This window comes from Geothermobacter hydrogeniphilus (assembly GCF_002898515.1).
Classification (GTDB): Bacteria; Desulfobacterota; Desulfuromonadia; order Desulfuromonadales; family Geothermobacteraceae; genus Geothermobacter_A.
Genome location: NZ_PPFX01000060.1, coordinates 1 through 15644, shown reverse-complemented (window position 1 = coordinate 15644; position 15644 = coordinate 1). Strand labels below are relative to the sequence as shown.

Sequence of the window (15644 nt, the reverse complement as noted above, 5' to 3'; positions counted from 1 at the left end):
GAAAAGCCTACGGGTTTCGAACCCTCAAATGCCTGCAAATCGCCCTATATCACGAGCTTGGCAAGTTGCCGGAACCTGATTATCTCCACAGATTCTGCTGACGAGCCTACAATAAAGGCCGTAGGAATGTTATTCGAAGTCGGGATGAATGTACCAGCCAAGGGAAGGTCAGGGCGGCCTGCTCGAGGGCTGGTGACCCGTTCAGGTATTCCGGCTGGATTGACCCTGGGTAGGTGGAACCGTAAATGGTAAAGGGAGAGCATCATGTGGCAATCGCCGCAGACAATTATTGAGTTATTGAAAAGGAATGTGACCGACTTCGCTGCCCGCGAGGCTGTTGTTTCGGTCCGGTATCGTATGGGTGACTGGGTCCGGCAGAGGTGGCAGGAAGTTGATGAAGCCTCCGACAGGGTTGCCGGTGGACTGGCGGCAGTCGGTGTGAAACAAGGACAGAAGGTCGCTTTTATGCTGACCAACTCCATCGAATGCTACCACCTCTACCTAGGCATTCATAAGCTTGGTGCGGTCTTCGTGCCGATCAACGTGCGCCTGGTTCCGCGCGAGGTCTCGCACATCGTGGCAAACTCTGATGCTGATTTTATTGTCGCAGGTGCCGAATTCCTCGGGCAGCTGAATGAAATCCGCGAGCAGCTCTCGGTCGAAAAGATCATCGGTCTGGAAAAAAAAGGAGTTGAGTTGCCGGATTGGGCAGTTTCCTACACTGAACTGATCGATAACGATGGCGAGGTTCCGCCAGTGACGATCCGCTCTGAAGATGTAGCCGATATCCTCTACACCAGCGGCACCACCGGTCTGCCAAAGGGTGTGGTGCTGACCGAAGGGAACAAAGTCTCTTGTGGCAAGTTAATGGGGGCCTCCTTCGGTTTTTCACGGCTTCACTATGGGGCTCCAACCGTGCAGAACGTTTTTCCCTTCTTTACCTCCAGTGGCTGCAGTTCGGTAGTAATGATGTGGCTTTATTATGGTTTTCGCGTGGTCCTCGAAGCCGAGTTTGACGTGGAAAGCACCCTTGAAACCATGGCCCGGGAGAAGTCGACCTGCTATGGCGGTGCACCGGCGATGTTCATCTATTTGCTGAGCCACCCGAAGTTCAAGGAGTTTGACACCACTTCCCTCAATAAGCTGATTTCCGGTGCGGCCGCGATGCCCGAAGAGGTGATTCGCAAACTGGATGCCGCCTGGCCCGGAATTAAGATTTTCAATAGTTATGCCCTGACCGAAGCGGGGACCGGAGGGACAACGCTTAGCGCCGCCGACGCGAAACGCAAAATCGGTTCGATCGGCAACCCCTTGGCTCCCTACCAGGAGTTTCGGATTGTTGATAACGATGGCAAGGACATGCCGATCGGTAAAGTCGGACAGATCGTTCTGCGTGGACCGAACATCATGAAGGAATACTACAAAAACCCGGAAGCAACGGCCGAGGCTTTACGTGACGGTTGGCTTTATACCGGCGACATGGGCTATTGCGATTCTGAAGGCTACCTTTACTACACCGACCGAGCCAAAGACATGATCGTTCGGGGCGGCAACAACGTCTATTCGGTTGAAGTTGAGAGCGTTCTTTACGAACACCCGGCCGTTAAACAGTGTGCGGTCCTCGCCAAGCCCCATGCGCAACTGGGCGAGGACATCCTGGCCTTTGTCGTCATGAAGGATGAAGGGGCTCTGACCGCTGAGGAACTTCATGACTTTACCACTGACAAACTGGCCGATTACAAGCGCCCCAGGGATATCCGTTTCGTCGATGCCCTGCCGCTTAACCCGACCGGCAAGATAGACAAAAAACGTATTCGGGCAGAGCTGTTGGATGCATAGCTGCTGTGGATGGCGGATTTAAGATCGCAGTTGCGGAACAGTTTTCGGTGCACAGATGCTGAAGGCTTAAATTGTAAGGAGAGCTAAATAATGAGATCCAAAGAGCAGTATATTGAGCGACTCAAGGGTATGAAGCACAACCTTTATTTCAATGGCGAGAAAATCGGCCGCGACCATGAGGTCATTGCGCCGTCCCTGAACGTCATGGGGAGAACATTCGAGGCTGCTCAAGATCCTGAAATGGAGGATCTGTGTACCGCGGAGTCGCATCTGACCGGCGAAAAAATCAACCGTTTCTGCCATGTGCATCAGAGTGTGGATGATCTGCACAAGAAGCAGGACATGACCCGTGAACTGTGCCGTGGGGTTGGCTACTGCATTCAACGTTGCATGGGGGTTGATGCCCTGAACGCCGTCAATGCGGTCTCTTTCGAGGCAGACAAGGCAAACAAGGGCAAGACTAATTATCACCAGAATTTTCTGAAATGGCTGGAGCGTTTTCAGAAGGAAGACCTGGTGGCCACCTGTGCCCAGACCGACGTCAAGGGCGAACGAATGAAGCGTCCGATCGAACAGTCCGATCCGGATGCCTATGTACATGTGGTCGAGCGGCGCGAAGACGGTATCGTGGTGCGTGGATGTAAGGTACATATCACCCAGGCGTCCACTGCCGACGAAATTATCGTTATTCCCACCAGGGCCCTCGGCCCGGACGAGGGCGATTATGCCGTTGCTTTTGCCGTGCCCGGTGACCATGAGGGAGTCAAGCAGGTCATCCACGTCCATAACCCGCGTGACCGCAAAGAAATCAAGCGCGGTTTTGAGCCCGGCTATATCGATTCCTACGTCATCTTCGACGATGTTTTCGTCCCCTGGGAGCGGGTCTTCCTCTGTGGCGAAACTCAGCATGGCGGCATCTGTGCCCTGTTGTTTGCACTCTTTCACCGGCACAGCTATTCCGGCTGTAAGCCGGCCGTTGGCGACATCATCATGGGAATGGCCGCCATGGCCGCCGAGGTCAACGGCATTGAAAAGGCCCCTCACGTCCGTGAAAAGCTGGCGGAACTGATCATGATTACCGAACTCGGCTATGCTGCCGGCTTCACCGCCTCGGCCAAAGGAAAGCCGGAGGTCTACATGCCTGGTTACGGTAGTGTGCCCTACGGACCCGGAGGCTACATCCCCGATTCCATTTATGCTAACGTCGGCCGCTGCCTCAGCGGGGAGTCGGTCTTTCACGAGCAGGAGATTCTCTGCGATATCGCTGGCGGCATGCCGGCGACCTTCCCCTATGAGGCGGACCTGCTCAACGAAGAGATCAAGCCCTTCATGGAGAAATATCTGAAGCGCAATCCCGATATGGAGGTGGAGGATCAGGTCAAGTTTTGGATGTACCTGAGTGAAATGACCTGTTCCTCTTATGGCAGTTCTCTGACCATGGGCGGTTTCCATGGCGGTGGTTCGCCAGTAATGGAGCAGATCGCCATTACCAGTCAGTACGATGTCAAGGCCAGGAAAGATATTGTCAGAAATCTTGCCGGGATGTCACCTGCCAAAAAGTCCGGCAAAAAATAGTCGGGGCAACGACTGAAAATGGAATAGATGCCAAGCGCCCTGATGCATTGGGTGTCCCGTTACAGTCGCTGGATTTTATGAGCTTGACAGGCATATTCAAGAAGGATTTGAAGATGAAAAAGAATCTTTTCTCACTTGAAGGAAAAGTGGCAATTATCACCGGAGCCAGCAGGGGGCTTGGGAAGGCTGTAGCCAACGGCTATGCAGATGCTGGCGCCAAGGTAGTCGTCGCTGCAAGAAATCTGGAAGATCTGAATCGGCTTGTCGCTGATATGGAGCAGAGGGGGGGCGAAGGTTTCGCCGTCAAGTGTGACGTTAGTCAGGATCAAGACCTGCTGAATCTCGTTGTCAAAACGATGGAACGTTACGGGCAGATCGATATCCTGGTCAACAACGCGGGGATCAGCCCCTGGGTGACCTGGTCGCATGAGGTGACCAGCGACATGTGGGCTAAGATGTTGCAGGTCAACCTGGTCGCGCCCTTTCTGCTCGCGCGAGAGGTCGGTAAAGTCATGATGGATCAGAAGTCAGGTCGGATTATCAATATGGCATCGCTCGGGGGGCTGCTCGGGATGCCGGGTCAGGTGACGTATGCCGCAACCAAAGGGGGGCTGCTGCAGATTACCAAAACCCTGGCGGTCGAATGGGCCAAGTACAACATAACCGTGAATGCCCTGGCGCCCTCGATTCTGAAAACGGACCTTACCATGGGGGTCACTCAGTCCGTCAAACATTCGGAACCGTTGCTGCGGCGGGTTCCGATCGGCTTTTTTGGCAAGCCTGAAGATGTTGTTGGCGCTGCGCTTTATTTCGCTTCTGACGCATCCTCTTATGTGACGGGTACCGTTTTGCCGATCGACGGGGGTACGTTGGCTAGCTGAAGCGGGGTTTGGCGATCCGTGACACGCAAATTCGCCCCAAGGCTCCCTCGAACAGAAACTTCAGGTTGTTTGGCGTAAAGGGAAAACCATGAAAGCTATCGTTTGTAATGCCTTCGGTTCCATTGAAGAGATAGAATATTCCGAGGTTCCGGACCCGCAAGCTGGCCCCGGTCAGGTTGTTCTGGCAACCAAGGCAATCGGGGTCAACTTTCCTGATGGTCTGTTGGTTCAGGGTCTCTACCAGTATAAGCCGGAACTGCCATTTGTTCCGGGGATAGAAGTTGCCGGTGTGGTCGAAGCTGTCGGTCCTGACGTGAGCAACTTGAAACTGGGGGATCGGATTCTTGCCAGTACAATGACCGGTGGCTATGCGGAAAAACTGTGTCTGGACACTGCAGCAGCGATTGCGATTCCAGATGCGATGAGCGATACGCATGCGGCCGTACTTCCTTGTGCTTACGGTACGGCCCACCACGCCCTGAAGCAGCGGGGCAAATTGCAGCCCGGTGAAACGCTAGCTGTCCTGGGAGCTGCCGGAGGAACCGGACTTGCTGCTGTGCAGATCGGTAAGGCGATGGGCGCCCGTGTGATCGCTGTCTGCTCCGATGAGGAAAAGCTCTCTCTGGCTGCGGACTCTGGTGCGGATGAACTGATCAATTACCGCAATGCAGATCTTCGCAAGTCACTTATGTCGATCACAAAGAATCGGGGCGTGGATGTGGTCTTCGATCCGGTCGGCGGAGAGGCTTTTAACCGGTGTGCGCGGGCCATGGCCTGGAACGGGCGGTTGCTTGTTATTGGCTTCGCCTCAGGCGATATTCCGCAGTTTCCGGTGAACCTGGCCCTGGTCAAGGGCTACAGCGTGATCGGTGTTTTCTGGGGGTCTTTCACCCGCTATCAACCCAAGGACTATGCGAATAATATGGCGGAACTGTTTCGTTGGTACGAGCAGGGGAAGGTGAGACCACTTATTGATAAAACTTTTCCATTAAGTTCGGCAGCCGAGGCACTGCACCTGGTCGCACAGAGGAAAGTTAAAGGTAAGCTGGTTCTGGTTCCTTAGTGTGGGTGATTTATCCCTCCAGTTCAGGGGACAGTTCGACACTGGGACAGGGGAGACGGAGATTATGAAATCGGCAGAGATAAAAGATCAGGAAATTATCGATGAAACCCCCATAAGTAGTTGCCCTTGGTGTGGGGAAACACCCAATACTATTAAAGACGGTTGGGGAGGAGTATGGATAAGTTGCAACAATGATGGGTGTCAGATAAGGCCGGGAACAGGTTGGTGTGACAGTGTAGAAGAGGCGTTAACTATATGGAATACAAGACATGCCTGAATGCACCGTAGCCACCTTTGGTCGCTTGGATATCGCCGTTAACAATGCCGGGGTCTCGACGCTGATGAAAAGCCTGCTGGAAGTCACCGAAGAAGAGATGGACCTCAATTTCAACATCAACGCCAAGAGTGTTTTCTTCGACATGAAACACCAGATCCCGCATATGCTCAAACGGGGCGGAGGCACCATCCTCAACGTGGCATCGATGGCCGGGCTCAACGGTGCCCCCAAGCTCGCCCCCTATGTTGCCGCCAAACACGCGGTGGTTGGCATAAGCAAAACCGCAGCGCTGGAATTTGCCCGCAAAAAAGTGCGAGTCAACGCGATTTGTCCGTTCTTTAGCTCGACGCCGATGGTGACCCAGGGAGTCGCCCCAGAGGTGGCCGAGCTGGTCGTTTCGGGGGGCGCCGATGAAGCGCATGGGGGAACCCGAAGAGATGGTCAACACAATGTTGCATATCATCGACCCGGATAACTCCTATATGACCGGACAGGCGATTGCAGCTGATGGTGGCATCTCGGCGATGTAAGCCGTACCCGGACCACATGCCACCCTCATCCCAAACAACACCAATAAAGGATAAACGTTATGACCGATGCTACCCAATACCAAGTTCGCGATCAGGTCGCGGTGATCACCTTGGCCCAGCCGCCGATCAATGGCTTGGGACTGGAACTTCGCAAGAGTATTCTGGCCAACCTCGAACGCGCCTGCGCCGATGACAGTGTCGAGGCGATCGTGCTGGCTTCATCATCCAAACTGTTTTGCGGCGGCGCCGACATCAGCGAGTTTGCCACCGGTGGTGCAACCACAGCTCCAATTCTGCCGCAGGTCTGTGAAGCCCTGGAAGGTGCTCCCAAGCTGGTGATCGCCGCCATTAACGGCATGGCTTTAGGCGGGGGATGCGAGCTGACCTTGGCCTGCGATTACCGAATCGCACTACCCGCTGCTAAGCTGGGGCTGCCCGAAGTGAACCTCGGGCTGCTGCCGGGTGCGGGGGGTACCCAACGGATGCCGCGAATCGCCGGTGTGCCGCTGGCGCTGGAGATGATAACCAGTGGCAGGCCCTATTCGGTCAAGCAGCTAGCTGAAACCGGCGTTATCGACCGAATCCATACCGGGCCTGAAGAATTTCTTGACGCAGCCATCGCCTATGCCCAGGAACTGCTCAGCAGTTCAGCCGCCAAGCGTAGCTGCGCCGACAAGCGCGTCGATACCAGCGAGTTGCCCGAAAACTATTTTACCGAGTTCCGTGCCGCCATCGCACCAAAAACCCGTGGTTTGTTTGCTCCTGAGCGTTGCATCCAGGCGGTCGAGGCCGCCTGCAAGCTTCCGTTGAAGGAAGGGATACAGAAAGAGGCCGAGCTGTTTATGGAGTGCCTGGCATCACCACAGGCGCGCGCTCAGCAACACCTCTTTTTCGCCGAGCGCACTGTCAGCAAAATTCCTGGTATTAACCCCAAAGCAACGCCAGTGCGCGAGATCAACAAGGTCGCGGTTATCGGTTCCGGCACGATGGGTGGCGGTATCGCGATGAACTTTCTCAATGTGGGCATTCCCACGGTCATTCTCGACCTCAATGACGAAACGCTTGAGCGCGGTGTCAGTGTAATCCGCAAGAACTACGAAAGCACGGCTAAAAAAGGGCGTCTGACGACAGAGCAGGTTGAACAGCGGATGGCACTGCTCGAAAGTACCACCGACTACGCCGACTTGGCGGATGTAGATTTGGTGATCGAAGCAGTTTTCGAGCGAATGGATATCAAGCAAACTGTGTTCAAGACGCTGGACCAGATCTGTAAACCTGGTGCCATCCTGGCGACCAACACCTCGACTCTGGATGTGAATGAAATCGCCCGTGTCACCAGTCGACCTCAAGATGTGCTGGGGCTGCACTTCTTCAGTCCCGCCAACGTGATGCGCCTGCTGGAGATCGTACGCGCTGACCAGACTGGCAACGATGTGCTGCTGACGACGGTTAAACTGGCACAAGTGATCAAGAAAGTTCCGGTGGTATCGGGTGTATGCTGGGGCTTTATCGGCAACCGCGCTACCGAACCCTACTTCCGCGAATCGATGGCTGCTATCCTCGAAGGCGCCACCCCTGCCCAAATTGACAAGGTCCATACTGACTTCGGTATGCCGATGGGACTGCCGTCGGTGGTTGACCTGGCAGGAATCGATATCGTGGTCCAGACCCGTGCTGATCGTAAAGCTCAAACCATCGACCTGGACCCGACGTATGGGGCGATCAGTCATAAACTTTTCGAACTCGGACGTTACGGTCAGAAGAGCGGTCGTGGAATGTATATCTATGAGGGTCGCAACAAGCGGGAAGACCCTGAAGTGATGCAGCTGGCCGCACAAGCCGCTGAAGAGCTTGGTGTTGAACAGCGTACATTGAGTGACCAGGAGATTCTGGAGCGTACGATCTACCCCATCATCAACGAATGCGCCCGGATTCTGGAAGAGGGGATCGCCTACCGCTCCAGTGATATCGATATCGTACTGGCTTACGGTTTTGGCTTCCCGGTTTACCGCGGTGGCCCAATGCAATACGCCGACGAAATCGGCCTGGACACCGTGCTGGCAGGATTAAATAAGTATCGGGAGAGCCTGCGTAATGGCGAAATCTGGTTCAAGCCGGCACCGCTGCTGGTGAAGCTGGCGGCTGAAGGAAAAAAGTTCAAGGACTACAGTCCTAGTGGCCCGTGCGGTTAATCGTGACGCATCATTCTGAGTCATTTTGTTTGCTGTCAAGACGTGCCGATGCAGACCTAGCCTGTGTTAAGTCAAAGATGAGCAACGCAGACAGCGAGCAAAAGGGGCCAGAATTAAAGAATAGGATGAGCCGCACGAGTCACTAGGCAAAATAGTTCATAACGATTCAGTACAATATGAACTGTTGGCAATAACGTCTGTCATCCCCGAATGATTCTATCGGGGAACTACGTTTTTATAGGTTTGGATTCCCGATTATACCCTCGGGAATGACAGATTAATATTGTCGCTGAGTAGTTACAATGGTTCACACGTAAAAAGTGACCTGTCCCCTTGTTAAACGTGGATTGCGTGAAAATCACTTGGAGCCACATGCATAGCTTGAAGCATAAGCAACCCGGGAGGCTGTCCGAGAATAAGGGCCGAAACGAAAATCCAGCAGTTTGAACACAGATTTTGGCTCGTTTGAGAGCTCATAACCGTAGCTATGGACCAAAGGGACTGAAATATGGACCAAACAGCTGGGTTTGTAGCCGGTCATGGATTCTCGGACAGCCTCCTAACCAAAGGAGGCAGATCTCGAAAAACTCTAGCACAGCTTTTGTCGGTTTGGACGTTCACAAGCATCCATTGATATTGCTATCGCCGGGGCTGGTCGCTCGGGTTAACTTTGACATATAGCACGGTCGGTGGTGATATGCTCTCCTTGGGGAAGGCAGTGCAAAAGTTACTTTCCTGTTTCGCCGACCTCCATTTTTACTTGACCACGACAGAACCAGAACTAGGCGGTCTGCATACTGCGGACATCCAGAGCCTGTTTTTATAGCTGGCGGGATAACCCTTGGGTGGGGAGGAATACTAAGGCGCCAGCCCCCTGAGGAGCACATCCAACATCTGATTGTAACGTTTCTTATACTCAGCCGGGGTGGCCTTCTCGTCAGGTAGAGATAGCCAGAATTGAACGATATCGATGCGCAGATAATCGTATAAATCGCATACCAGGTCGGGGGTTAGATCGGCACGGATAATTCCTTGCTCCTGGGCTTTTTTCACCCGTTCCAGTCGGGGTTTGCGATACTCGACAGGGAACAAAGTATTCTTGTCTTGTTTGCCGTCCTCAGCACTGTAGATCGAATCAAGCAGGTCGGTGTGCTGCATGATCATCTTTAAAATATGCCGGTGGTTAATGATCCATTCCTGAATTTGATCCAGGTTCGGCGGAACAATAGCCGACTTCAGGCTGAGCTCCAGGTCGGTCTCATAGGCCCAGATGTTCATCTCTTCCAGCCAATTCAGCAGCAACTCCTCAAGTAGCACTGCCTTGCTCGAAAAGTAGTTGAAGAAGGTTTTCTGGCTGATCATTGCACGGTCGGCAATCTCATCGATTTTCACCTCTTCATACTCCATTTCGGAAAACAGCGTTTTTGCAATCTCTAGCAGCGTCAACCGGGTTTGCTGTTTCTTGCGTTCACGTAATCCCATCAGTTCTCCCAATAAAATAACGACCAGAAAACCCGAAGATAAGGCCCTAGACAGTTTCGGCTTTCAGTCTGGGGCAATTCGGAAGTCGCTTTATAGTAATATTAACGTGTTGCAACCATTCAAGAGGTGCCTCGCCGGGAAGCAGTTTCTCGGCAAATCGTCAAGCCTTCAATGCTGACACAATAGTACAGCGGTTGTCAATTACTCCTCCAGGACAAAAAATTTAGCAACTAGAAAATTACCGTTGACAAAAAAATACAGTGTATATAACATTGTTTTATATAAGCCCTAACCTCCTCCTCGTTTTAGTAGCTCTGAACGGTCAGGGGGTAGCCCATCACATATAACAAAGGTTAGTAACATGAACGAACAAGCTTACCTTGACAACCTCCGGCAACTTTGGGCCAAGAACTGGCCCGCGGGTACACCGACCACCCCCCAATATCCCAAGGGTGAAAAGCCGCTGAGCGAATACCTGCGCGCCTGGGCGCAAGAGGCCCCCAGCAGGCCAGCTATTCACTTTTATGGCTATGACCTCAGTTACGCTGAACTGGACAAACTAAGTAACCAGTTTGCCAATCTGCTCCGCAATCTCGGCATTCAGCCGGGAGATGGTGTCGCCGTGTTCATGCCCAACTGCCCGCAGCTTCATATCGCATATTTCGGTATCATGAAGTGCGGTGCTATCTATGTGCCCGTCAGCCCGCTTTCCAAGGAAATGGAGTTGCGCTACCAGTTGGGCGACAGCAAGCCCAAAGTGGTGCTCTGTTTCGACGGTTTGCTGTCAATTGTGCATCCGGTATGTAAGGACCTGGGCATCAAGCATGTGATGGCGACTAGCTACAGTGAGCTGACCCCGGAAAACCCCACCATCCCGTTGCCGGACCTGTTCCATGCCCCTAAAGTTGAGCTGAAAGAGGACATTCTGGACCTCTATCGGGCACTGGCAAGCGTTTCAGACGAGCCTCTTGACTATGTCCCTGCGCTTGATGATGTATTTGCGCTGAACTATACCGGCGGTACGACCGGGCTGCCGAAAGGCTGCGAACACACTCACCGCAATATCATCGGTACTGCCGCCGCCTTCTCACCCGTCGTTTTCGGCAATTACAGTGGTGAGGCTAGCAACAGCATCATGCTGAACTTCCTGCCCGAGTTCTGGATCGCCGGTGAAAATGCCGGCATGTTGTTCCCGATGTTCGCAGGTAACACTCTGGTATTGCTGGCGCGCTGGGACGCAGTATCCTTTTTGGAAGCTGTGCAGTATTACAAGGTCAACAGCTGTGTCATGCTGGTGGACAGTATCGATGAGGTGCTCAACACCCCGACGCTGAATGATTACGATCTTAGCTCGATTGATACCACTCCCTGTATCTCGTTTATCAAAAAACTGAACAAGGATTATCGCAATCGCTGGCGCAAGCTGACCGGGAGTACCATCTTTGAGGCCGCGTTCGGCATGACCGAAACCCACACCTGCGACACTTTTACAAAGGGACTCCAAGACAACGACTTTGACCTTTCCTTTGATCCGGTCTTTGTCGGCCTTCCGGTTCCTGGCACCGAATTCAAGATATGTGACTTTACCACCGGAGAGCTCAAGCCGCTGGGGGATGAGGGCGAGATTCTGATCCGCACAGCGACTGCACTGAAGGGCTATTTTAACAACCCTAAGGCCAGCGCCGACCTGTTCGCCGAAGGCGGCTGGATCCGTACAGGTGATCTGGGCATGGTCACCAAAGAGGGCTTTATCCGCTATATGGGCCGCCGCAAGGAGATGCTCAAGGTTAACGGCATGAGCGTGTTCCCCACCGAAATCGAGGCCATCATAGGACAACACCCATCAGTCGCTTCCTGTGGCGTTATCGGCCGGTCGGACGAGAAGAAGGGCCAGGTGCCCGTGGCCTTCATAACCCTCAAGCCCGGCTATGAAGAAACAGAAGAGTCACTACGGTCCTGGTGCAAAAACGCGATGGCGGTGTTCAAGGTGCCAGAGATCAAACTGATGGCTCAGATGCCGATGACAGCTACCGGAAAGATCAGAAAAGTGGAGTTGGAGAAAGCGCTATGAGTCCAGTCTTCAAACGCATTCTGATCGCCAACCGTGGTGAGATTGCCATTCGCATTGCCCGTACCTGTGCTGACATGGGAATCGAGAGCCTGGCGGTGTTTGCCGAGGACGACAGCCAATCGTTGCACACCAAGAAAGCGGATATAGCCGTGCCTTTGCCCGGCTACGGCGTCAAAGCTTATCTGGATATAGAACAACTGATTGATATCGCTATGCAACACGGTTGCAATGCCGTGCACCCCGGTTACGGATTTCTTTCTGAAAACTCAGAGTTCTCCAGCCGTTGTGCTGAAAAGGGGATCACCTTTATCGGCCCTTCGGGAGAACTGTTGGAACTGTTGGGCAACAAAGCCACCGCGCGCAAAGCCGCCATTAAAAGCGGAACGCCTCTAACCAGAGGCATCAACAAAAGCTGTACGCTGGAAGAAGTGAAAGATTTTTTTAACAGCTTAGATGACGGTGCTGCGGTGATGATCAAGGCGCTAGCCGGCGGTGGTGGCCGCGGCATGCGTCCGGTCACGGAGTTCGACCAACTGGAGCGCGCCTATTATCAGTGCCGCGAAGAAGCCATTATCTCCTTTGGTCGCGGTGATCTTTATGTAGAGCAGTTGGTTCCGCGTGCCCGTCATATAGAGGTGCAAATTCTCGGTGATGGCACCGGTGCCGCCGTGCATGCCTGGGAGCGAGAGTGCACGCTTCAACGACGCAACCAGAAGCTACTGGAAATTGCCCCCAGCCCCAGTCTGGATAACGACACCCGTATGCCCATTATAGAAGCGGCACTGCGGCTAGCCTCCGATGTAAAGTACCAGGGCTTGGGTACTTTTGAATTTCTGCTGGACGCCGACAATCACAGCAAGTTCTACTTTATGGAAATCAACCCGCGCATTCAGGTTGAGCACACCATTACCGAAGAAATTACCGGCCTCAATCTGGTTAAAAACCAGATTCTTCTGGCTGCGGGCAAGACATTGGCCGAGTTAGGGCTGGAACAGGCACCAATTAAAACCGGCTGTGCCATCCAGGCCCGTATTAACCTGGAAAAAATGTTGCCCGACGGCAGTGCCAAACCGTCTTCCGGTGTGATCAAAGCTTACCAAGTGCCTAACGGCTACGGCATTCGCGTGGACGACTACATCTACGCTGGTTACAGGGTCAGCCCAAGCTACGACTCGTTGGGGGCCAAGGTGATTGCCAAGGGCGAGCATTATAAAGCGGTCCTCAACAAGGTTTACCGCAGTCTGCGCGAACTGCAGATCGACGGTGTCTGCAGTAACAAACAGCTGTTGATGAACTTGATCCGCACCCCGGAAGTACAAAACAATACCCTCAACACTCAATTTGTAGAATCCAATGTTGCTGGCCTGCTGGCCGATGCTAGTCACGATGAGCTGTTTTTTCCGGCGGAGCAGAACAGTGCCAGCAAACAACAAGCCGTTACCGTGCCCGATGGCTGTGAAGGTTTGCTCTCTCCCTCTGCCGGTACGCTAGTCTGTACCTATGTAGCAGAGGGAGATGAAGTTTACGATGGGCAGGTGATCGCCACCATAGAAGCGATGAAGATGGAGATCCCGGTCAAGGCGAGTGAGGACGGGATTGTCATCGAGGTACTGGTCAGCGAAGAGGGCATGATCGTCGATGAGGGGCAGTTGCTGGTAATACTTCAGCCCAGTGAAGTTTGCATCGAGCGCAACCAAACCGAAGAAGCTATTGATCTTGACTATATCCGTGCCGATCTGGCTGAGCTGCTGGAACGGCAGGCGCAGAACAGCGATGAGTACCGCGCAGGCGCGGTAGCCAAACGCCATGCTCAGGGTAAGCGCAGCACCCGGGAAAATATTGCCGACCTGCTGGATGAAGGCAGCTTTAACGAGTATGGTGCCATGGCTTTGGCAGCCCAACGTCAGAAACACAGCGTCGATAAACTGGTGGAGATTAGTCCTGCCGACGGCAAAGTGACCGGTATCGGTATGGTGAACGGCAATCTGTTCAGCAAGGAAGCCTCGCGTTGCGCAGTTATGGCCTACGACTATACGGTGATGGCCGGCTCGCAGGGCATTATCAACCACAAGAAAACCGATCGCTTATTGGAAATTACCAAAAAGTGGAAGCTGCCGTTGGTGATTTTTGCCGAAGGTGCCGGTGGCCGCCCCTCCGATACCGACTATCCCGGTGTGGCTTATCTGAACCTGCACACCTTTGCCGCCCTCGGCGAGTTGTCTGGGCTGGTACCCACTGTCTCCATCGTGGCCGGCAATTGCTTTGCGGGTAACGCTGCCCTATTTGGCATCTGCGACGTAACCATTGCCACCAAAGCTGCCAGTATTGGTATGGCAGGGCCCGCAATGATCGAAGGCGGAGGTCTGGGTTCCTTCAAACCGGAGGAGATAGGCCCGGTTGGCATTCAATCGCATAACGGCGTAATCGACATCCTGGTCGAAGACGAAAGCGAAGCGGTAGCAGTCACCAAGAAATACCTGTCTTACTTCCAGGGTGATCTGCAGCAGTGGGAGACCTACGACCAACGTAAACTGCGTCATATCATCCCGGAAAACCGCATGCAGGTTTACGATGTTCGTGAAGTTATCGAAATCCTGGCCGATGTGGATTCGGTACTGGAACTACGTCAACACTTTGCCAAGAGCGTGATTACCGCGCTGGTACGCATCGAAGGCATGCCCTTTGGTTTGTTTGCCAATGATCCACGTTACCTCGGTGGTGCTATTGACGCCGATGCCGGTGACAAGATCGCACGCTTTATCCAACTGTGTGACGCCCACGACATCCCTATTATCTCCTTGTGTGACACGCCGGGCTTTATGGTCGGGCCCGAGGCAGAGAAGCAAGCCACTGTGCGCCACATCTCGCGTATCTTCGTGCATGCGGCCAACATGACTGTGCCGATGTTTACCTTTGTTTTGCGTAAGGGTTACGGCCTGGGAGCCATGGCCATGGCTGGCGGCGGTTTTGCGGAGCCGGTGCTTACCGCCTCCTGGCCCAGCGGTGAATTCGGCGCCATGGGTATTGAGGGGGCGGTGCGCATCGGCGCCCGCAAGTACCTGGAGACCATTGACGATCCGCAAGAGCGCGAAAAAGTCTTTAAGGCGCAGGTGGATAAGATGTACCAGGAAGGCAGGGCCATCAATACCGCCAGCTATCTGGAGTTGGATGCTGTGATCGACCCCATGGAAAGCCGTGACTGGCTCATACGGGGTTTAGCCGCAACGCCGAAACCTGCTCAGCGCAGAGGCAAGAAACGCCCCTGTATCGATACTTGGTAAGGCTTGGAGGAAACACTCAAGCAACTACCATCTATGCAATAATGCATAACGACGGAGGAATTCAGTATGGCCTTCCCCCGAAATTGTGGACAGTCCGAAAAGCTGCTACAACAGCGTCAGGAGGACTGGCATGGTTTCGAAGAGAAGGAAGTACACTCGTGAATTCAAGGTCGAGACAGTTAACCTGATAACCGGCAGCGACCAGTCTGTTGTCGAGGTGGCCAGAGATCTGGAGGTCCACCCCAATACGCTCTACAAGTGGATTCGTCAATACAGCGAGAATCCCGTTGAGGCCTTTCCCGGCAAAGGAAAGCAGGCTTCAGAAGCTGTGAAGAACTCAGCCGTCTCAGACGTGAAAACCAACGCCTGAAAATGGAGCGTGACATCTTAAAAAAAGCGGCTCTTCCCCTGATCGAGTGGGTAGATTAACATTCAGCGCATGAAAGATACCGA

10 protein-coding genes and 1 pseudogene are annotated in these 15644 nt (G+C 53.5%); 10 read left to right on the top strand and 1 reads right to left on the bottom strand.

Translation table 11 applies throughout. The annotated features are described in order from the left end of the window. Window positions 1-264: 264 nt before the first annotated feature. The 7 genes from C2E25_RS16690 to C2E25_RS16665 all read left to right on the top strand — a co-directional run bounded on the left by C2E25_RS16690 (window position 265) and on the right by C2E25_RS16665 (window position 8357). The gene (locus C2E25_RS16690) at window positions 265-1839 is read left to right on the top strand and encodes a class I adenylate-forming enzyme family protein (RefSeq protein WP_103116851.1); all 1575 of its coding nucleotides are present in this window, start codon (window positions 265-267) and stop codon (window positions 1837-1839) included. 90 nt (window positions 1840-1929) lie between these two features. Next, window positions 1930-3414 carry a 4-hydroxyphenylacetate 3-hydroxylase family protein gene (locus tag C2E25_RS16685; protein WP_103116850.1) on the top strand — a complete coding sequence of 495 codons (1485 nt, stop codon included), beginning with the start codon at window positions 1930-1932 and terminating at the stop codon, window positions 3412-3414. 113 nt (window positions 3415-3527) lie between these two features. Further along, window positions 3528-4295: an SDR family NAD(P)-dependent oxidoreductase gene (locus C2E25_RS16680; RefSeq protein WP_158247321.1), complete on the top strand. Its 768-nt coding sequence runs from the start codon at window positions 3528-3530 to the stop codon at window positions 4293-4295. Between the two features lie 88 nt (window positions 4296-4383). After that, window positions 4384-5358, top strand: a complete 975-nt coding sequence (locus C2E25_RS16675) for an NADPH:quinone oxidoreductase family protein (protein WP_103116848.1) — start codon at window positions 4384-4386, stop codon at window positions 5356-5358. A gap of 269 nt (window positions 5359-5627) precedes the next feature. Then, window positions 5628-6110, top strand: coding sequence for an SDR family NAD(P)-dependent oxidoreductase (locus tag C2E25_RS16670; protein WP_199177473.1), 483 nt, complete (start codon window positions 5628-5630; stop codon window positions 6108-6110). Beyond that, window positions 6073-6165, top strand: coding sequence for a hypothetical protein (locus C2E25_RS18175; protein ID WP_199177471.1), 93 nt, complete (start codon window positions 6073-6075; stop codon window positions 6163-6165). Before C2E25_RS16670 ends, C2E25_RS18175 begins: the two co-directional genes overlap by 38 nt. Before the next feature lie 59 nt (window positions 6166-6224). Beyond that, window positions 6225-8357, top strand: a complete 2133-nt coding sequence (locus tag C2E25_RS16665; protein ID WP_103116847.1) for a 3-hydroxyacyl-CoA dehydrogenase NAD-binding domain-containing protein — start codon at window positions 6225-6227, stop codon at window positions 8355-8357. A gap of 858 nt (window positions 8358-9215) precedes the next feature. Here the strand turns inward: C2E25_RS16665 and C2E25_RS16655 are convergent. Next, the gene (locus C2E25_RS16655; RefSeq protein ID WP_103116846.1) at window positions 9216-9839 is read right to left on the bottom strand and encodes a TetR/AcrR family transcriptional regulator; all 624 of its coding nucleotides are present in this window, start codon (window positions 9837-9839) and stop codon (window positions 9216-9218) included. A 361-nt stretch (window positions 9840-10200) separates the two neighbouring features. On the opposite strand from C2E25_RS16655, the gene C2E25_RS16650 reads away from it, so the two are divergent. The 3 genes and pseudogenes from C2E25_RS16650 to C2E25_RS18170 form a co-directional block, all read left to right on the top strand. After that, window positions 10201-11910 carry an AMP-binding protein gene (locus C2E25_RS16650; RefSeq protein WP_103116845.1) on the top strand — a complete coding sequence of 570 codons (1710 nt, stop codon included), beginning with the start codon at window positions 10201-10203 and terminating at the stop codon, window positions 11908-11910. Beyond that, complete coding sequence (locus tag C2E25_RS16645) at window positions 11907-15191, top strand: carboxyl transferase domain-containing protein (protein ID WP_103116844.1); 3285 nt, start codon at window positions 11907-11909, stop codon at window positions 15189-15191. Before C2E25_RS16650 ends, C2E25_RS16645 begins: the two co-directional genes overlap by 4 nt. 130 nt (window positions 15192-15321) lie before the next feature. Next, window positions 15322-15587: pseudogene (locus C2E25_RS18170) on the top strand (transposase); the annotation flags it as partial. Between the last annotated feature and the right edge of the window lie 57 nt (window positions 15588-15644).

What these genes read in the sequence shown, in the direction of transcription:
- C2E25_RS16690 (WP_103116851.1), top strand. Translation starts at nt 265, where the DNA reads ATGTGGCAATCGCCGCAGACAATTATTGAGTTATTGAAAAGGAATGTG.
- C2E25_RS16675 (WP_103116848.1), top strand. Translation starts at nt 4,384, where the DNA reads ATGAAAGCTATCGTTTGTAATGCCTTCGGTTCCATTGAAGAGATAGAA.
- C2E25_RS18175 (WP_199177471.1), top strand. Translation starts at nt 6,073, where the DNA reads ATGGTCAACACAATGTTGCATATCATCGACCCGGATAACTCCTATATG.
- C2E25_RS16665 (WP_103116847.1), top strand. Translation starts at nt 6,225, where the DNA reads ATGACCGATGCTACCCAATACCAAGTTCGCGATCAGGTCGCGGTGATC.
- C2E25_RS16645 (WP_103116844.1), top strand. Translation starts at nt 11,907, where the DNA reads ATGAGTCCAGTCTTCAAACGCATTCTGATCGCCAACCGTGGTGAGATT.
- C2E25_RS16680 (WP_158247321.1), top strand. Translation starts at nt 3,528, where the DNA reads ATGAAAAAGAATCTTTTCTCACTTGAAGGAAAAGTGGCAATTATCACC.
- C2E25_RS16670 (WP_199177473.1), top strand. Translation starts at nt 5,628, where the DNA reads ATGCCTGAATGCACCGTAGCCACCTTTGGTCGCTTGGATATCGCCGTT.
- C2E25_RS16650 (WP_103116845.1), top strand. Translation starts at nt 10,201, where the DNA reads ATGAACGAACAAGCTTACCTTGACAACCTCCGGCAACTTTGGGCCAAG.
- C2E25_RS16685 (WP_103116850.1), top strand. Translation starts at nt 1,930, where the DNA reads ATGAGATCCAAAGAGCAGTATATTGAGCGACTCAAGGGTATGAAGCAC.
- C2E25_RS16655 (WP_103116846.1), bottom strand. Translation starts at nt 9,839, where the DNA reads ATGGGATTACGTGAACGCAAGAAACAGCAAACCCGGTTGACGCTGCTA.